Source organism: Klebsiella sp. RC2, assembly GCF_014192815.1.
GTDB classification, from domain to species: Bacteria; Pseudomonadota; Gammaproteobacteria; order Enterobacterales; family Enterobacteriaceae; genus Klebsiella; species Klebsiella variicola.
Genome location: NZ_JACHYL010000005.1, coordinates 17,648 through 35,095 on the forward strand (window position 1 = coordinate 17,648; position 17,448 = coordinate 35,095).

At 59.0% G+C, this 17,448-nt stretch carries 16 protein-coding genes and 1 pseudogene; 9 read left to right on the forward strand and 8 right to left on the reverse strand.

The features are described 5' to 3' along the window. Positions 1-146: 146 nt before the first annotated feature. A complete protein-coding gene (gcvP, locus tag FHW76_RS16115; RefSeq protein ID WP_032733801.1) occupies positions 147-3,020 on the forward strand; it encodes an aminomethyl-transferring glycine dehydrogenase in 2,874 nt (957 codons plus the stop codon). A gap of 60 nt (positions 3,021-3,080) precedes the next feature. Then, positions 3,081-3,824, forward strand: coding sequence for an SDR family oxidoreductase (locus FHW76_RS16120; RefSeq protein ID WP_008806437.1), 744 nt, complete (start codon positions 3,081-3,083; stop codon positions 3,822-3,824). Positions 3,825-4,056: 232 nt separating this feature from the next. On the opposite strand, the pseudogene FHW76_RS16125 reads toward FHW76_RS16120, so the two are convergent. From FHW76_RS16125 to FHW76_RS16150, 6 genes and pseudogenes are all read right to left on the reverse strand, one after another. After that, positions 4,057-4,560, reverse strand: a pseudogene (locus tag FHW76_RS16125) (protein disulfide oxidoreductase). Next, on the reverse strand, positions 4,550-5,161 hold the full coding sequence (locus FHW76_RS16130) for a DsbA family protein (RefSeq protein WP_119866732.1): 612 nt from the start codon (positions 5,159-5,161) through the stop codon (positions 4,550-4,552). Before FHW76_RS16130 ends, FHW76_RS16125 begins: the two are co-directional and overlap by 11 nt. A 1-nt stretch (position 5,162) precedes the next feature. Beyond that, positions 5,163-7,172, reverse strand: coding sequence for a protein-disulfide reductase DsbD (locus FHW76_RS16135; RefSeq protein ID WP_183476830.1), 2,010 nt, complete (start codon positions 7,170-7,172; stop codon positions 5,163-5,165). A 49-nt stretch (positions 7,173-7,221) separates the two neighbouring features. Further along, positions 7,222-7,581: a hypothetical protein gene (locus FHW76_RS16140; RefSeq protein ID WP_012967243.1), complete on the reverse strand. Its 360-nt coding sequence runs from the start codon at positions 7,579-7,581 to the stop codon at positions 7,222-7,224. A 124-nt stretch (positions 7,582-7,705) separates the two neighbouring features. Then, positions 7,706-9,139 (reverse strand): 6-phospho-beta-glucosidase BglA, encoded by a 1,434-nt coding sequence (gene bglA / locus FHW76_RS16145; protein WP_012967244.1) that lies wholly within the window; start codon positions 9,137-9,139, stop codon positions 7,706-7,708. A 119-nt stretch (positions 9,140-9,258) separates the two neighbouring features. After that, positions 9,259-9,987 carry a MurR/RpiR family transcriptional regulator gene (locus FHW76_RS16150; RefSeq protein ID WP_012967245.1) on the reverse strand — a complete coding sequence of 243 codons (729 nt, stop codon included), beginning with the start codon at positions 9,985-9,987 and terminating at the stop codon, positions 9,259-9,261. Positions 9,988-10,037: 50 nt separating this feature from the next. Between FHW76_RS16150 and yqfB the strand changes: the two genes are divergently transcribed. Together yqfB and trhA are read left to right on the forward strand one after the other, a co-directional pair. After that, positions 10,038-10,349: a N(4)-acetylcytidine aminohydrolase gene (gene yqfB / locus FHW76_RS16155; RefSeq protein WP_008806430.1), complete on the forward strand. Its 312-nt coding sequence runs from the start codon at positions 10,038-10,040 to the stop codon at positions 10,347-10,349. Positions 10,350-10,512: 163 nt separating this feature from the next. Beyond that, positions 10,513-11,172 (forward strand): PAQR family membrane homeostasis protein TrhA, encoded by a 660-nt coding sequence (trhA, locus tag FHW76_RS16160; protein ID WP_008806429.1) that lies wholly within the window; start codon positions 10,513-10,515, stop codon positions 11,170-11,172. Positions 11,173-11,535: 363 nt separating this feature from the next. Here trhA and ygfZ read toward each other — a convergent pair whose 3' ends face one another. After that, entirely contained in the window at positions 11,536-12,519 is a 984-nt protein-coding gene (ygfZ, locus tag FHW76_RS16165; RefSeq protein WP_012967246.1) for a tRNA-modifying protein YgfZ, read from the reverse strand. A gap of 245 nt (positions 12,520-12,764) precedes the next feature. Between ygfZ and sdhE the strand changes: the two genes are divergently transcribed. Both sdhE and FHW76_RS16175 read left to right on the forward strand, forming a co-directional pair. Further along, a complete protein-coding gene (sdhE, locus tag FHW76_RS16170; protein ID WP_002916312.1) occupies positions 12,765-13,031 on the forward strand; it encodes an FAD assembly factor SdhE in 267 nt (88 codons plus the stop codon). Continuing rightward, positions 13,012-13,422: a protein YgfX gene (locus tag FHW76_RS16175; protein ID WP_002916310.1), complete on the forward strand. Its 411-nt coding sequence runs from the start codon at positions 13,012-13,014 to the stop codon at positions 13,420-13,422. Before sdhE ends, FHW76_RS16175 begins: the two co-directional genes overlap by 20 nt. 6 nt (positions 13,423-13,428) lie before the next feature. On the opposite strand, the gene fldB is transcribed toward FHW76_RS16175, so the two are convergent. Continuing rightward, positions 13,429-13,950 carry a flavodoxin FldB gene (gene fldB / locus FHW76_RS16180; RefSeq protein ID WP_008806427.1) on the reverse strand — a complete coding sequence of 174 codons (522 nt, stop codon included), beginning with the start codon at positions 13,948-13,950 and terminating at the stop codon, positions 13,429-13,431. Positions 13,951-14,050: 100 nt separating this feature from the next. Between fldB and xerD the strand changes: the two genes are divergently transcribed. From xerD to recJ, 3 genes are read left to right on the forward strand one after another with little or no spacing between them, the layout of a single operon-like run. Then, positions 14,051-14,947, forward strand: a complete 897-nt coding sequence (gene xerD / locus FHW76_RS16185; protein ID WP_008806426.1) for a site-specific tyrosine recombinase XerD — start codon at positions 14,051-14,053, stop codon at positions 14,945-14,947. A 22-nt stretch (positions 14,948-14,969) separates the two neighbouring features. Next, on the forward strand, positions 14,970-15,683 hold the full coding sequence (gene dsbC / locus FHW76_RS16190) for a bifunctional protein-disulfide isomerase/oxidoreductase DsbC (RefSeq protein WP_008806425.1): 714 nt from the start codon (positions 14,970-14,972) through the stop codon (positions 15,681-15,683). Between the two features lie 5 nt (positions 15,684-15,688). Further along, positions 15,689-17,422 (forward strand): single-stranded-DNA-specific exonuclease RecJ, encoded by a 1,734-nt coding sequence (recJ, locus tag FHW76_RS16195; RefSeq protein ID WP_008806424.1) that lies wholly within the window; start codon positions 15,689-15,691, stop codon positions 17,420-17,422. Positions 17,423-17,448: the final 26 nt, after the last annotated feature.

Here is a 17,448-nt window from a genome sequence, read left to right on the forward strand (position 1 = left end):
TTTTGTAAGCTCCCGGGGAGTCGCTGTGTCGCCGCCTTCCTGCAACGCGAATGATTTTGCGTATTCTGGCCCGGTAAGCATCAGCGCTTGCCGGGCAAACCAGTCAGACAATCACGATTCACCGCACGTTTCAGGAACCATCGCTCATGACTCAGACTTTAAGTCAGCTTGAAAACCGCGACGCCTTTATTGAACGTCACATTGGCCCGGACGCTCAGCAGCAGCAAGAGATGCTGAAGACCGTCGGCGCGGATTCGCTTAACTCCCTGATTGGCCAGATTGTGCCGCAGGATATCCAGCTGGCGACCCCACCGCAGGTGGGCGACGCGACTACCGAATTCGCCGCGCTGGCGGAGCTGAAGGCGATTGCCGGTCGCAACAAGCGCTTCAAGTCTTACATCGGCATGGGCTATACCGCCGTGCAGCTGCCGCCGGTCATTCAGCGCAACATGCTGGAAAACCCGGGCTGGTACACCGCCTATACCCCTTACCAGCCGGAAGTCTCCCAGGGCCGTCTGGAGTCGCTGCTCAACTTCCAACAGGTCACGCTGGATCTGACCGGGCTGGATATCGCTTCCGCTTCGCTGCTTGATGAAGCCACCGCCGCCGCCGAAGCGATGGCGATGGCCAAACGCGTCAGTAAACTGAAGAACGCCAACCGTTTCTTCGTTGCCGCCGACGTCCATCCGCAAACCCTGGACGTGGTGCGCACCCGCGCGGAAACTTTCGGCTTCGACGTGATCGTCGATGACGCCGACAAAGTGCTCGATCACCAGGATGTCTTTGGCGTGCTGCTGCAGCAGGTGGGCACCACCGGTGAAATCCACGATTACAGCAAACTGATCGCCGAGCTGAAAGCGCGCAAAGTGATTGTCAGCGTCGCCGCCGACTTTATGGCGCTGGTGCTGCTGACGGCGCCGGGCAAGCAGGGCGCGGATATTGTCTTCGGTTCCGCCCAACGCTTCGGCGTGCCGATGGGCTATGGCGGCCCGCACGCGGCCTTCTTCGCGGCGAAAGATGAATTCAAACGCTCCATGCCGGGCCGGATTATCGGCGTATCGAAAGATGCGGCGGGTAATACCGCGCTGCGCATGGCGATGCAGACTCGCGAGCAGCATATCCGCCGCGAGAAAGCGAACTCCAACATTTGTACCTCGCAGGTTCTACTGGCCAACATCGCCAGCCTCTACGCGGTATTCCACGGCCCGGCGGGCCTGAAACGTATCGCTGGCCGCATTCATCGCCTGACCGATATTCTGGCCGACGGCCTGCAGAAGAAAGGGCTGAAGCTGCGTCATGCGCACTACTTCGATACCCTGTGCGTCGAAGTGGCGGATAAAGCTGCGGTGCTGGCGCGTGCCGAAGCGCTGCAGATTAACCTGCGTAGCGATATTCACGGCGCGGTTGGCATTACGCTCGATGAAGCGACCACCCGCGAAGATGTGCTGAACCTGTTCCGCGCCATCGTCGGCGACGATCACGGTCTGGATATCGATACCCTGGATAAAGACGTGGCGCTGGATAGCCGTTCGATCCCGGCGGCGATGCTGCGCGACGATGCGATCCTCACCCATCCGGTGTTTAACCGCTACCATAGCGAAACCGAGATGATGCGCTACATGCATGCGCTGGAGCGTAAAGATCTGGCGCTGAACCAGGCGATGATCCCGCTGGGCTCCTGCACCATGAAACTGAACGCCGCGGCGGAGATGATCCCGATCACCTGGCCGGAATTTGCCGAGCTGCACCCGTTCTGTCCGGTCGAGCAGGCGGAAGGTTATCATCAGATGATCGCCCAGCTTTCTGACTGGCTGGTGAAACTGACCGGCTATGACGCCGTCTGTATGCAGCCGAACTCCGGCGCGCAGGGCGAGTATGCTGGCCTGCTGGCGATTCGCCACTATCACGAAAGCCGCAACGAAGGCCATCGCGATATCTGCCTGATCCCAAGCTCCGCGCACGGCACCAACCCGGCTTCCGCGCAGATGGCGGGTATGCAGGTCGTGGTCGTTGCCTGCGACAAAAACGGCAACATCGATCTTGCCGACCTGCGTGAAAAAGCAGAGCAGGCAGGGGCGAATCTCTCCTGCATCATGGTCACCTATCCGTCAACCCACGGCGTGTATGAAGAGACCATCCGTGAAGTGTGCGAGATCGTGCACCAGTTCGGCGGCCAGGTTTATCTCGATGGCGCCAACATGAACGCCCAGGTCGGGATCACTTCTCCGGGCTTTATCGGCGCCGACGTTTCGCACCTCAACCTGCATAAAACCTTCTGCATTCCGCACGGCGGCGGCGGTCCAGGTATGGGCCCTATCGGTGTGAAAGCGCACCTGGCGCCGTTTGTACCGGGCCACAGCGTGGTACAGATTGAAGGTATGCTGACCCGTCAGGGCGCGGTTTCCGCCGCGCCGTTCGGCAGCGCTTCCATTCTGCCGATCAGCTGGATGTATATCCGCATGATGGGCGCGGAAGGCCTGAAGCAGGCGAGCCAGAACGCGATCCTTAACGCCAACTATATCGCTACCCGGCTGAAAGAGGCTTACCCGGTGCTCTATACCGGCCGCGATGGTCGCGTGGCGCACGAATGTATTCTCGATATTCGTCCGCTGAAAGAAGAGACCGGCATTAGCGAGCTGGATATTGCTAAACGCCTGATCGACTTTGGTTTCCATGCGCCGACCATGTCCTTCCCGGTTGCCGGGACGCTGATGGTTGAGCCGACAGAATCGGAAAGCAAGGTAGAGCTGGACCGCTTTATTGACGCCATGCTGGCGATCCGCGCGGAAATCGACCGCGTCAAAGCCGGTGAATGGCCGCTGGAAGACAACCCGCTGGTGAACGCGCCGCACACCCAGGGTGAGCTGGTCAGCGAGTGGAACCATCCGTACAGCCGCGAGCTGGCGGTATTCCCGGCTGGGTTGCACAACAAGTACTGGCCGACGGTGAAACGTCTGGATGATGTCTACGGCGACCGCAACCTGTTCTGCTCCTGCGTGCCGATGAGCGAATACCAGTAAGTGGTGAATTAGCTAAACTTTTAAAGGCGCTGCGGCGCCTTTATTTTTTGGAGGGAAGGTATGGCGATAGCTCTGATTAGCGGCGCGAGCCGCGGCATAGGCCGGGCGACGGCGCTGCTGCTGGCGCAGGAAGGGTATACCGTCGCGGTTAATTATCATCACAACATTAACGCCGCCACCGAAGTGGTCAATACCATTGTTGAATCTGGCGGCAAAGCCACGGCGCTGCGGGCGGATATCAGCGATGAAGCGCAGGTGATGGCGATGTTTGAGGCGGTTGACCGCATGGGCGAACCGTTGACGGCATTGGTCAACAATGCCGGGATCCTGTTTACCCAATGTACGGTGGAGAGCCTGAGCGCCGAGCGTATTAACCGCGTGCTGGCCACCAACGTCACCGGCTACTTCCTCTGTTGTCGTGAGGCGGTAAAGCGCATGGCGCATCGGCATGGCGGCAAGGGCGGGGCGATAGTTAACGTGTCGTCGGCGGCCTCGCGCCTTGGCGCGCCGGGCGAGTACGTTGACTATGCCGCGTCGAAAGGGGCGGTAGATACCCTGACCACCGGGCTGGCGCTGGAAGTGGCGGCGCAAGGGATCCGGGTGAACGGCGTGCGTCCGGGGCTGATTTATACCGAGATGCACGCCTCCGGCGGCGAACCGGGACGCGTGGACCGGGTAAAAAATTCGCTGCCGATGCAGCGCGGCGGCCAGCCGGAAGAGGTCGCTCAGGCCATTGCCTGGCTGCTGAGCGACAAAGCGTCGTATGTGACGGGTAGCTTCCTCGAACTGGCGGGCGGTAAATAACCCATAGATGTCTATTGCCCGGCGGCGCTGCGCTTGCCGGGCCTACGGGGTAACCCTTCCCGGATGGCGGCTACGCCTTATCCGGGCTACCCAACGATGCGTACCCGTAGCCCGGCTGAGCGCAGCGCGAGCCGGGTAACCTTCCCGCATGCGGCTACGCCTTATCCGGGCTACCCAACGATGCCTACCCGTAGCCCGGCTAAGCGCAGCGCGAGCCGGGGAAACCGACGGTCTACCAGGAGGCCAGCCACAGCCTCAGGCGCATTCCCCAACCGCTGGTCCAGCCGGTGGTAACCGACTTCACCTCGCCTTGAGAAATGACCACCAGCGTTGGCGTTACCTGGATATCCCACTACCGCGCCAGTTGGCCGCTCGGGTCATTCACCGTCGGCAGCGTCATTTTCTTCCTGGTCAGCCACTTCTCCAGCGCGGCGTTATCGCCGGAACGCAGGGCTACCGTCAGCACATTGCCGCCGTCGGCGGCAAGCGATGCCACCGACGGCGTGGTATAGCGACAGACTCCGCACCAGGTCGCCCAGACGTACAGCAGCAGCGGCTTTTGCTGGCTCATGGCGTTCAGATCCAGCGTCCTGCCGTCGAGTGTCTGCAGCGATGTGGCGCTGACGTTTTGCGGCAGCGCGGGCTGGCGAAAATAATCCACCGCCAGGCTCACCGCCGCGCCAATCAGCAGCCACACCGCCAGCTCGCGCAGCCAGCGCCTGATTTTACTGGCCACGGGCTTTCGCCAGCTGTTCTTTCACCAGCCCCTCCAGGTCTTCAGCAGGGATCGCGCCGGCCACCATCTGATCGCCGATGATGGTCGCCGGGGTGCCCTGAATATTCAGCACCTGCGACAAAATCAGGTTCATCTTCAGCGAATCCATGGTCTTGTCATCAATACTGACGCCATCGGTGGCGGTTTTCTTCTGTGCGGCGGCGATACTGGCGTCATCGTGATAGCCTTTTTTTGCCATCAGCCGCTGATGCAGCGCCCAGAATTTATCGGGCTGCTGACGCCAGGTGGAGAGCGCGGCTTTAGCGGCATTCACCGAACTCTGCCCTTTAAACGGCAGCAGCTTAACGATGATCTGAATATCCGGATTATCGTGGACGATTTTTTCCAGCAGCGGATCAAACTGTTTGCAGTAAGGACAGTTGTAATCGGTAAACGAGACGATTGTGAGTTTTGGCTCTTTCGCGCCGGTGCGCGGGCTATTCGGATCGTTAAACAGCAGCTGGGCTAACTGGTCATTACCGTTCGATTGCGGTTTTTCCGCCGGCGCGGCGAAGCTGAAGGCCGATACGCACAGCAGTAATAAGGCGGTGATAGCTCTCATGTTATTTTCCTTTAGCGGCGGACAGGGTGGCGAGAAGTTGTTCGCGGTCTAACAGCGCAGGCAGGATCTCTCCCTGCGGCAATCCCGGTCCGTAAATCTGGTTAAACGGCACCGCGGCGTTGCCGCGTGCGGTTAAAAACTGACTAATGTCGGCGGAGGGTCGGCTCCAGTCGCCGCGTAAGGCGACCACGTCTGGCGCTGATAGCGCCTGCTGGATGTCGTCGCGCAGCAGCACGTTGTATTTATTGGCTTTACAGGTCACGCACCAGTCGGCGGTGACATCAATAAATACCCGTTTATGCTCCGCAAGGCCGTTAGCGATAGCCTGCTCGCTGAGCGGCTGCCAGTTAACCCGGTCGCGGCGCGGGCCCTGGCCGTCCTGTTGGGCGACAAAGGCGACGGCGCCCGCCACCACGATGGCCAGAGCGCCCGCGCGCAGCGCCGTACGCCAGCGGTAGCACCAGGCGGTGGCCAATAGCAGGCCGATGGCCAGAATCACCAGCAGGGTAAGCACCGGCGTGCGGCCGATGTGGATCGTCAGCAGGCTAACCAGCCATAGTGCTGAACCAAGCATCATTAGCCCCAATACCACGCGCAGATGATTCATCCAGCGGCCTGGACGTGGAAGTCGTTGCGCCAGCCCCGGCCAGGCGACAATAAGCAGCCACGGCAGGCTCATGCCGATCCCCATGGCGAAGAAAATCCCCCACAGCAGCGGCAACGGCGCCACCAGCGCCACCGACACGGCGGTACCGAGGAACGGCGCGGTACAGGGCGTCGCCAGCAGGGTGGCGAAGGCGCCCTGCCAAAAATGGCCCATCAAGCCGTTGCCGCCGCGGGTGGCGAGGAAGGTACTGGCGCTGGAGGAGAGACGGATTTCGAATAGTCCCAATAAACTGGCGCTGAACAGCACCATCACCAGTGCCATCGCGCCGATAAACCACGGGTTCTGGAACTGGATCCCCCAGCCGAGCGCCTGATTACCTAAGCGTAGCGCGGTCATCATCAGCGCCAGCGCCAGGAAGGAGACGACGATCCCGCATACCGAGGCGAGGAACTGCCGCCGCACCGCGCCGCGTTCGCGACGTTCGGTTTGCACCAGCGAGCCGAGCTTCATCGCCAGTACCGGCAGCACGCACGGCATGACGTTGAGAATAAGCCCGCCGGCCAGCGCCATCAGCAGCACCCAGCCTAATGCCACTCCTGCCGCGGCGCTGCCGGCGGCGACGGCGATTTGGCTTTCCTGCGCCTGGCCGCTATCGGCCAGCACCAGCGACAGCGTTTTGCCGCTCAGATCCGGCGCCGCCTCGCCCCAACTATCGGTGACCGGTACGGTGGCGGTCAACGTATCGCCGCGGCTGGTAAAACTCGGCGTGCCGAAATCGACATCCTCCATGCTGTCGATAAACAGCGCTGGCTGCTGCCAGCCGGCATCGCGGCGGGCGGTTACCGTCAGTTTGCCGCTGACGTAGCTGGCGCTAAGCGCCGAGGTGAGACCGTCGCGCAGCGGCAGCGTGCCCATCGCGCGGGTGAAATCGTAATTAAATTGCTCCCCTGCCGGAGCCGTCATATCCAGCGAAAAGGGGTAGTGAGTGAGAATGCAGACATTGCTGCAGGTAGAGAGCGTCAGGACGCCGCTAAGCGTCGGCGGTATTTTCCCGCGCAGGGTCATCGGGAAGCTGACGTCGCCGTGATACCCCTGAGTGGAAATACCCGCGACGTCGAAGCGCTGCGGCGTCGGCCAGCGCCAGTTAACCTCCAGCGGCGTGTGCCAGGCGATAGCTGGCGCGATGCCGCCTTCGCCCGGCGAACGCCAGTAGGTTTTCCAGCCCTTTCCCAGCGCTACGTCTAAAAGCAGGCGGGTGTCGCCATTGCTTCCGCTTTGCGCCCGCAGGCGCACGCTGGCGTGTTGATTGTCGGCGACGCGCAGCCAGCCGCTATCGGCGGCCTGGCTGACGGGCAGCCATAGCCAAAGCAGGCAGACCAGCAGTCGCCTGAATACCATAAACATAAATTTTCTCCGTAAGTAATAAATTAACCTGAGCTGTCAGGAGAATTAATCACTCACGGAAGACGCATAATCGCAGATGCACCCGCAATCGGGGTGGGGAGATAACGCGGGGAGGCCACTGGCGTTCGATACGCGGCGGGATCGCCGCCAGCACCGCCAGCAGCAGAGTGATAGCCAACAGCGCCCCTTCAAACAGCATCGGCGGAACGGCCATCAGCGACTTGGCGCTGAGCTCGCACGGCGTGACCGGCGCCTCGGCCTTATCCGGGTTTTGCTGTAGCGACGGGCTGTCGGCGGTGAGGTTCATGACCAGCGCGTGCATCCCGGCCATCCGCTGGGCGGTGCAGGTCAGCACCACCAGACAGGCCAGGAGGACAAAAAGAATGGCTTTGCGTTGTCGCTTAATCATGATCGCCTCAAATATTCACGCGGCCTATCTTATCGGGCGAACGCGTTTTGGCAATGGTAAAGCTGTAAAGAAGTGTCTGGCGGATAAGTGATTTGCCCCCTCCCGGCCGGGAGAGGGCGGTCAGTTACAGATTCTCACCGTTGCTGGCGATAACCGCTTTGTACCAGTTAAAGCTCTTCTTGCGCGAGCGGGACATGTCGCCAGTGCCGTCATCGTGTTTATTGACGTAGATGAAGCCGTAGCGTTTGCTGTACTGCCCGGTAGTGAAGGAGACGCAGTCGATGCAGCCCCATGGGGTATAGCCCATCAGATCGACGCCGTCATAAGTCACCGCTTTGATCATCTCTTCGACGTGGGCGCGCAGATAATCGATGCGGTAGTCATCGTTGATGCTGCCGTCAGCTTCGACTTTGTCGTAGGCGCCGAAGCCGTTTTCCACGATAAACAGCGGCTTCTGGTAGCGCTCATACAGTTCGCACAGGGCGTAGCGCAGGCCAACCGGGTCAATCTGCCAGCCCCAGTCGGAGGCTTTGACGTGCGGGTTCGGCACGCTGCCTTCGAAACCGGAAATGGCATCGCCGGTGCCGCCCTCAGCTTTCACCGCGTTGGTCATGTAGTAGCTGAAGCCGAGGTAGGCGCAGGTGCCTTCGCGCAGGATCTGCGCGTCGCCGTCTTCCATTTTGATGTTGAAGCCACGGCGTTCCCATTCATTCAACACATAGCTCGGGTAGTAACCGCGCAACTGGACATCGGTAAAGACGTAGCGTTCGCGCATCGACTCCTGGGCGAACATGACATCTTCCGGTTTGCAGGAATAAGGGTAGAGGGCGACCATCGCCAGCATGCAGCCGACCTGCATTTCCGGGTTGATACGACGGGCCGCTTTCACCGCCAGCGCGCTGGCGACGAACTGGTGATGCAGCACCTGGTACATGGTCTCTTCCGGATTTTCATGCTCGGTATAGACCACGCCGGAACAGCAGTAGCCGAACAGCGGCGCGCGCCAGTTGCGCTGGTTATTGATCTCGTTGAAGGTCATCCAGTATTTCACTTTGTGCTTATAGCGCTCGAAGACCACTTCGGCGAAGCGTACAAAGAAATCGACCACTTTGCGGTTGGTCCAGCCGCCGTACTGCTGTACCAGATGCAGCGGCATTTCAAAGTGGGAAAGGGTGATCACCGGCTCGATGTTGTACTTCAGCAGTTCATCGAACATGTCATCGTAGAATTTCAGCCCTTCTTCATTCGGCTGAGTTTCGTCGCCCTGCGGGAAGATGCGGGTCCAGGCAATAGAGGTGCGGAAGCACTTGAAGCCCATCTCGGCGAACAGCTTGATGTCTTCTTTGTAGTGGCCGTAGAAATCGACCGCTTCATGATTAGGGTAATATTTACCCGCTTCGACCTGGTGGGTGATTTCGCGCGGTACGCCGTGCGCCCCGCCGGTCAGCACGTCGCAGATGCTCGGGCCTTTGCCGCCTTTATTCCAGCCGCCTTCAACCTGATGCGCGGCGACCGCGCCGCCCCACAAAAAGTCTTTGGGAAGAGTCAATTTTTTCATCTGTGCTAATCTCTCTGAATAACTATTGCGATTGAGTCTAGCAAAGCGAAATTGAATGTCACGATATAACAAATTCCGCTAAACGTAATATGTTACATCGAAAAAACAGGCTGTTATTTTTAGCTGATTTTGCGCGCTAATTTACGTCCCAGCGATTCAAGGATATAGATCACCGGAATTTGCGTTGTAATATCGTAGACGCCGCCGATGCGCGTCTGCGGCACGTGCCAGGAGAGATTGAAATCAGCCAGTTTCGCCAGTCGCGAATGCTCGTGGCTGGTAATCGACATCACCTTGCAGCGGTGCAGGCTGAACTGGCTGGCGAAGCGCAGGATCTCTTCGGTTTCGCCGGAGACGGAAAGCACGATCGCCAGCGCGTTACGGGCCATATCATTGGTTACCGGAAAATAGGGGTCGTCAATATGGTTGCTGAATTTACCGACGTTGGAAAAGAAGCGTGCGCCATATTTCGCCAGCGCGCCGGAGGTGCCGGCGCCGACGAAAATAATACGTTCCGAAGCGAGAATAATATCCACGGCCTGCTCGAGTAATTCATCGAACTCGTCATTATTGACGCTTTTAAAAAAGCTCATAATTTCGCTGGCGCCGATATTTGCCTGTTGAGGCTCATTCTGCTCAAGATATAATTTAAAGCGTACGCGAAATTCAGAGTAGCCCTCGCACTGCAGTTTGCGGCAGAAGCGCAACACGGTGGTGGTGGAGACCCCGGCGGCCTCGGCCAGTTCGCGGATGGTCATGTACATCACTTTGTCACGATTCTTAATGACATAGTGATAGACCATCATCTCAAGATTATTGAGACTGGCGACAGCGGCGTGGGAGAACATACTCACAGTGGCGAACTCACAATTCATAATGACCAGGACGGAATTATATCATGCAGGCCAATGACATTACCTTTTTTCAGCGTTTTCAGGAGGACATCCTTGCCGGGCGCAAAACGATTACTATCCGCGATGCGGCGGAATCGCATTTTAAACCGGGTGACGTCCTGCGCGTTGGGCGCTATGAAGATGACGGCTATTTTTGCACCATCGCCGTGACCGCCACCTCGACGGTGACGCTCGATACGCTAACTGAACAGCATGCTCAACAGGAGAATATGACCCTCGAACAACTGCGGCAGGTGATTAGGGAAATCTATCCTGCGGAAGATCGGTTTTATGTTATTGAATTCAAACGCCTTTAAATAAAACCGGCACAGCTGTTAGTTGAAATAACATTGTAACATTATGATTTTAATGTATTTACAAATATACATCGTTTTATTTTAGCTAACAGGTGTTCACTGGAATCATTCTCAGTTACCCTAAGTGGGCAATGAAAGCGTTCTTGTTTTCACGGAGTCAAATATGGTGCGCAAACCATTAATCACTCAGGGATATTCTCTGGCAGAGGAAGTTGCCAACAGCATCAGCCACGGGATCGGGCTGGTGTTCGGTATTGTCGGCCTCGTGTTGCTGCTGGTGCAGGCGGTAGACACCAACGCCAGCGCGACGGCGATCACCAGCTACAGCCTGTACGGCGGCAGCATGATTATGCTGTTCCTCGCCTCTACGCTCTATCACGCGATCCCGCATCAGCGGGCGAAACAGTGGCTGAAAAAGTTCGACCACTGCGCTATCTACCTGCTGATTGCCGGGACCTACACGCCGTTTTTGCTGGTGGGGTTGAATTCACCGCTGGCAAAGGGGCTGATGATCGTCATCTGGAGCCTGGCCCTGCTGGGGATCCTGTTTAAGCTGACCATCGCACACCGCTTTAAAATTCTGTCGCTGGTGACTTATCTGACCATGGGCTGGCTGTCGCTTATCGTGGTCTATCAGCTGGCAGTGAAGCTGGCGGTGGGCGGCGTAACGCTGCTGGCGGTCGGCGGGGTGGTGTACTCGCTGGGGGTCATCTTCTACGTCTGCAAACGTATTCCCTATAACCACGCTATCTGGCACGGCTTCGTGCTCGGCGGCAGCGTGTGTCACTTCCTGGCGATCTATCTGTACGTCGGCCAGTCCTGATAAACATTCCACGGTGGCGCTGCGCTTACCGTGGCTACGATACTCTGCGGCCTGGAAATCCCACGGTGGCGCTACGCTTACCGTGGCTACGGTTATCTGCGGCCTGGAAATTCCACGGTGGCGCTACGCTTACCGTGGCTACGATACTCTGCGGCCTGGAAATCCCACGGTGGCGCTGCGCTTACCGTGGCTACGGTTATCTGCGGCCTGGAAATTCCACGGTGGCGCTGCGCTTACCGTGGCTACGGTTATCTGCGGCCTGGAAATCCCACGGTGGCGCTACGCTTACCGTGGCTACGGTATTTGCAGTCAAGTAGCCCGGCTAAGGCGCGAGCGCCGCAAGCCGGGAGTCATAACGCTTTATTACGCGTCTTCCAGCGAATAGGGCAGCGGTTCGATGCGCAGGCTTCCGGCATCGTCGCGCACGCGGAAGATGCTGTCCGGCTCCATATCGTTATTCATCACCACCTGCACCAGCAACTGGCCATCATCCAGCTGAACCGCCGCAAGCACCGTCCCGGTGCGGCGCCAGTTGTCGCCCATTTTCAGCTCCAGATCTTCCCCCGCTTCCGGCACCCGGCTGGCGGTCCCTGACAGCGTCCACAGCGCGCGCTTATTGGCGCCGCGGAATTTCGCCCGCGCCACCATCTCCTGACCGGTGTAGCAGCCTTTCCTGAAGCTGATACCGCCCAGCGCCTGCAGGTTGGTCGCCTGCGGAATGAACTGCCCGCTGTTGGCGCTGTCGATAACCGGCAGACCGGCTTCAATATTCAGCGCCAGCCACTGCTGGCTGTTATTGAGCTGCGCTTCGCCGCGCAGCGCATCGGTAACGCGATTGGCGGTGTCGACATCAGTCACCAGCAGGAAGCGTTCACCTGGATGTTCAAACCACAGCAGGCTGGTGGCGCCTTCGCTGACCACCGGGGCGGCCGCGTCGGGCAGGGCAGCGAACAGCGGCGCCAGCGCGGCGCGCGCCTGGAAGCCGGCCACCCCCAACAGAACCAGATCGTCGTTGGCGGCGATGGTGACTTTAGAGAAGACGGCATATTTTTTCAGTTCGGTCAGCTGTACGTCGCGCAGGCTGCGGCGCTCGATCCATGCGAAGCCGCCGTCGCGGCGGAATACGCGCAGATTGCTCCACATCTTGCCTTTGGCGTCACAGTGGGCGGCAAGCAGATGCTGAGCATCGGTGAGATTGCTCACATCGGCGGTAATCTGCCCCTGCAGATATTTTTCGCTATCCGGCCCGCTAATCGTCGCCAGCGCCCAGTCATCCAGGGTCATCAGCGTTAACGGCAGACGAGCGGAAGAGGAAGGCTGACGCGGAGGAAAAGGTGTAAAAGCCATAGTCATATCCTGAATCGCTTAACGCAGTGTGTGTGACCAATGGTAAAAGAGCTATAGTGCATTGCAAGTGCTTTCAACAGGCCATTTGTGCGCTGGCGTGAGACAGCCGCCTGACGCAGGGAATCAATAAGCCCATCATTATTTTATGGTTTTTATGGAAGGATGCTCGCATTCAGCGATATTCCTGTAAAGTTACGGCAGAAAACGGGTTAAACTAACCTATATTTTGCTGCTGGAAGGTCAACATGGACATTAACAATAAAGCACGTATCCACTGGGCATGCCGCCGCGGGATGCGCGAACTCGACATCTCCATCATGCCGTTCTTTGAGTATGAGTACGATACCCTCAGCGACGCTGACAAACAGCTGTTCATTCGCCTGCTGGAAAATGACGATCCGGATCTGTTCAACTGGCTGATGAACCACGGCAAACCGGCCGATGCGGAGCTGCAGCGGATGGTAACCTTAATTCAGACACGGAATCGGGAACGTGGTCCTGTGGCAATCTGATCTCCGTATCTCCTGGCGCGCGCAGTGGTTTTCCCTGCTGCTCCACGGCGTTGTGGCGGCGCTGGTGCTGTTGGTTCCCTGGCCGCTAAGCTACACCCCGATCTGGCTGCTGCTGTTGTCGCTGGTAGTGTTTGACTGCGTGCGCAGCCAGCGGCGGATCCATGCCCGTCGCGGAGAGATAAAACTGCTCACCGATTCCCGTCTTCGCTGGCAAAACGCCGAATGGGAGATCCTCGGGACGCCGTGGGTCATCAATAGCGGTATGCTGCTGCGTTTACGCCATGTCGATACCCGGCGCGGGCAGCATCTGTGGCTGGCGGCGGATAGCATGGATGCCGGAGAATGGCGCGATCTGCGCCGGCTGGTGCTGCAAAAACCGGCGCAGGAGTAAGCGGCGTCAGGAGAAGTGTTCGGCCATTTCGCCGAGGATCTGCTCGCACCAGCTCTGGATGCGCTCGTCGCTCAGGTCGTACTGATTGGTTTCATCCAGCGCCAGGCCAACGAACAGTTGGCCATCGGCGATAACCGGTTTTGGACTGGTGAACTCATAGCCTTCGGTTGGCCAGTAGCCGACAAACTTCACGCCTTTGGTCGCCAGCTTGTCGTGCAGCATGCCCAGTGCGTCAAGGAACCATTCGCCATAGCCCAGCTGATCGCCCATGCCGTACAGTGCGACGATTTTGCCTTCCAGGTCCAGGGTATCCAGTTGCTCCCAGACCGCCTCCCAGTCTTCCTGAATTTCGCCGAAATCCCAGGTCGGGATGCCGAGGATCAGTACGTCGTACTGGCTCATCAGCGCGGGGGAATCGTCTTTCAGATTGTGCAGCGTCACCAGCTCAGGGCCGATGATATCGCGGATTTTCTCCGCAGCCATTTCGGTATAGCAGGTACTGGAGCCGTAAAAAAGACCTATATTCATCGCGTAAACGTCTCAATTCTTGCCGTGAATTGCGCCCAGTGTACCAGAAAGGCGGCCTCTTAAGGCATAATGAGACCCTATAACGAACAAAGAGGCCGATGTGAAACAGGATCTGGCACAAATCGAACAGTTTCTCGATGCCCTTTGGCTGGAGCGGAATCTGGCGGAGAATACGCTCAGCGCTTACCGTCGCGATCTGACGATGTTAGTCGAGTGGCTGCACCATCGCGGCCTGTCGCTGGCCAGCGTCGGCAGCGACGATCTGCAGGCGCTGCTGGCCGAGCGGCAAACCGGCGGCTACAAAGCAACGAGCACCGCACGTCTGCTCAGCGCCGTGCGCCGGTTCTTCCAGCATCTGTACCGGGAAAAAATTCGCCCGGACGATCCCAGCGCGCTGCTGGCTTCGCCGAAGCTGCCGCAGCGGTTGCCGAAGGATCTCAGCGAGGCGCAGGTTGAACGTCTGCTGCAGGCGCCGCTGGTGGAGCAGCCGCTGGAGTTACGCGATAAGGCGATGCTGGAAGTGCTGTATGCCACCGGCCTGCGCGTCTCGGAACTGGTTGGCCTGACGATGAGCGATATCAGCCTGCGTCAGGGCGTGTTGCGGGTCATTGGTAAAGGCAACAAAGAACGGCTGGTGCCGCTGGGCGAAGAGGCGGTAATGTGGGTAGAAAATTACCTCGAATATGGTCGCCCGTGGCTACTGAATGGCGTGGCGTCGGATGTCTTATTTCCCAGCCAGCGCGCACAGCAGATGACGCGTCAGACCTTCTGGCACCGCATTAAACACTATGCCGTCCTGGCGGGGATCGACAGCGCGAAACTCTCCCCGCACGTATTACGCCATGCCTTCGCCACGCATTTGCTCAATCACGGCGCCGACCTGCGCGTGGTGCAGATGCTGTTAGGACACAGCGATCTCTCCACCACGCAGATCTACACCCACGTGGCGACCGAGCGTCTGCGACAACTTCATCAACAGCACCACCCGCGGGCGTGAGTGCTGAACAAAAGGACTGAGTATGAAAAAAGGTTTATTGATGTTCACTCTGCTGGCAGCCTCGCTTTCCGGCGCGGCGCATGCCGATAGCGCGGCGATCAAACAGTCGCTGGCGAAGCTGGGTGTGCAGAGTACTGATATTCAACCGTCGCCGGTTTCCGGGATGAGCACGGTGCTGACCGACAGCGGCGTCCTGTACGTTACCGACGATGGCAAACACATCATCCAGGGGCCGATGTACGATGTGAGCGGCGCGCAGCCGGTCAACGTCACCAACCAGTTGCTGGTCGGTAAGCTGAACGCGCTGAGCAACGAGATGATTGTCTATAAAGCGCCGAAGGAGCAGCACGTCATCACCGTCTTCACCGATATCACCTGCGGCTACTGCCATAAATTGCACGAGCAGATGAGCGACTACAACGCGCTGGGCATCACCGTGCGCTATCTGGCCTTCCCGCGCCAGGGGCTGCAGAGCCAGGCCGAGCAGGACATGAAGGCCATCTGGTGTGCGAAAGATCGCAACAAAGCGCTGGATGACGCCATGAACGGCAAAGGCGTGCAGCCGGCAAGCTGCAATGTGGATATCGCCAAACATTACACCCTCGGCGTGCAGATGGGCGTCAACGGCACCCCGGCGATGGTTCTCAGCAACGGTATGGTGTTGCCGGGCTATCAGGGGCCGAAAGAGCTGAAAGCGTTCCTCGACGAGCATAAAAAACAGACAAGCGGTAACTGATTCGCGTGAAACAACAGATACAACTACGCCGCCGTGAGGCGGTTGACGGCGTCGATCTCCCTGCCGACCTGCCGCCGCTGCTGCAGCGGCTGTATGCCAGCCGCGGCGTGCGCAGCGCGCAGGAGCTGGAGCGCAGCGTCAAAGGCATGCTGCCGTGGACGCAGCTCACCGGCGTTGAAAAAGCGGTTGAAATGCTGCATGAGGCTTTCGAGAAAGGGTTACATATTGTGGTGGTCGGCGATTTTGATGCCGACGGCGCCACCAGTACCGCCCTTAGCGTGCTGGCGCTACGCGCGCTGGGCTACGGTAACGTCTCCTATCTTGTGCCCAACCGTTTTGAAGACGGCTACGGTTTAAGCCCGGAAGTGGTCGATCAGGCGCACGCCCGCGGCGCGCAGATGATCATGACCGTTGATAACGGCATTTCGTCACATGCCGGTGTCGATCACGCCCATGCGTTGGGCATTCCGGTGCTGGTGACCGATCACCACCTGCCGGGCGAGACGCTACCGGCGGCCGAGGCCATCGTTAACCCTAACCTGCGCGATTGTGACTTCCCGTCGAAATCACTGGCCGGGGTGGGGGTGGCGTTTTATCTGATGCTGGCGCTGCGTACTTTCCTGCGCGATAAAGGCTGGTTCGACGCCCGCGGCATAGCCGCGCCGAACCTGGCTGAGCTGCTGGATCTGGTGGCGCTGGGCACCGTCGCGGACGTCGTGCCGCTGGATGCCAACAACCGCATCCTGACCTGGCAGGGGTTAAGCCGCATTCGCGCCGGCAAATGTCGGCCAGGCATTAAAGCGCTGCTGGAAATTGCCAACCGTGACCCGCAAAAACTGGCGGCCAGCGACCTCGGTTTCGCCCTTGGGCCGCGCCTCAATGCGGCGGGGCGGCTGGATGATATGTCCGTCGGCGTGGCGCTGCTGCTGTGCGATAACATCGGCGAAGCGCGCGTGTTAGCCAATGAGCTTGATGCGCTCAACCAGACGCGTAAAGAGATTGAACAGGGGATGCAGGCCGAAGCGTTGACCCTGTGTCAGCAACTGGAACGCAGCAGCGACACCCTGCCTGGCGGGCTGGCGATGTACCATCCGCAGTGGCATCAGGGGGTGGTCGGCATTCTGGCATCACGCATTAAGGAGCGCTTCCATCGCCCGGTTATCGCTTTTGCGCCGACCGGCGACGGCACGCTGAAAGGTTCCGGCCGCTCTATTCAGGGGCTGCACATGCGCGATGCGCTGGAGCGCCTGGATACGCTCTATCCGGGACTGATCCTGAAGTTCGGCGGCCATGCTATGGCGGCGGGTTTATCGCTGGAAGAGGCGCGCTTTGAGGAGTTTCAACAGCGCTTCGGCGAACTGGTGACTGAGTGGCTGGATCCCGCATTATTGCAGGGCGAGGTGGTCTCCGACGGCCCGCTGGCGGCGACGGAGATGAGCATGGAAGTGGCGCAGATGCTACGCGATGCCGGACCATGGGGGCAGATGTTCCCGGAACCGTTGTTTGATGGCCGTTTTCGCCTGCTGCAGCAGCGGCTGGTGGGCGAGCGTCACCTGAAAGTGATGGTCGAACCGGTTGGCGGCGGCCCGCTGCTGGACGGTATTGCTTTCAACGTTGATACTTCCATTTGGCCGGACAACGGCGTGCGCGAAGTGCAGTTAGCCTACAAGCTCGACATCAACGAGTTCCGCGGCAACCGCAGCCTGCAGCTGATCATCGATCACCTCTGGCCAAATTGACAACAGTGTATGAATAAGGGCGCGAA

What these genes read in the sequence shown, in the direction of transcription:
- gcvP (WP_032733801.1), top strand. Translation starts at nt 147, where the DNA reads ATGACTCAGACTTTAAGTCAGCTTGAAAACCGCGACGCCTTTATTGAA.
- FHW76_RS16120 (WP_008806437.1), top strand. Translation starts at nt 3,081, where the DNA reads ATGGCGATAGCTCTGATTAGCGGCGCGAGCCGCGGCATAGGCCGGGCG.
- FHW76_RS16130 (WP_119866732.1), bottom strand. Translation starts at nt 5,161, where the DNA reads ATGAGAGCTATCACCGCCTTATTACTGCTGTGCGTATCGGCCTTCAGC.
- FHW76_RS16135 (WP_183476830.1), bottom strand. Translation starts at nt 7,172, where the DNA reads ATGTTTATGGTATTCAGGCGACTGCTGGTCTGCCTGCTTTGGCTATGG.
- FHW76_RS16140 (WP_012967243.1), bottom strand. Translation starts at nt 7,581, where the DNA reads ATGATTAAGCGACAACGCAAAGCCATTCTTTTTGTCCTCCTGGCCTGT.
- bglA (WP_012967244.1), bottom strand. Translation starts at nt 9,139, where the DNA reads ATGAAAAAATTGACTCTTCCCAAAGACTTTTTGTGGGGCGGCGCGGTC.
- FHW76_RS16150 (WP_012967245.1), bottom strand. Translation starts at nt 9,987, where the DNA reads ATGTTCTCCCACGCCGCTGTCGCCAGTCTCAATAATCTTGAGATGATG.
- yqfB (WP_008806430.1), top strand. Translation starts at nt 10,038, where the DNA reads ATGCAGGCCAATGACATTACCTTTTTTCAGCGTTTTCAGGAGGACATC.
- trhA (WP_008806429.1), top strand. Translation starts at nt 10,513, where the DNA reads ATGGTGCGCAAACCATTAATCACTCAGGGATATTCTCTGGCAGAGGAA.
- ygfZ (WP_012967246.1), bottom strand. Translation starts at nt 12,519, where the DNA reads ATGGCTTTTACACCTTTTCCTCCGCGTCAGCCTTCCTCTTCCGCTCGT.
- sdhE (WP_002916312.1), top strand. Translation starts at nt 12,765, where the DNA reads ATGGACATTAACAATAAAGCACGTATCCACTGGGCATGCCGCCGCGGG.
- fldB (WP_008806427.1), bottom strand. Translation starts at nt 13,950, where the DNA reads ATGAATATAGGTCTTTTTTACGGCTCCAGTACCTGCTATACCGAAATG.
- dsbC (WP_008806425.1), top strand. Translation starts at nt 14,970, where the DNA reads ATGAAAAAAGGTTTATTGATGTTCACTCTGCTGGCAGCCTCGCTTTCC.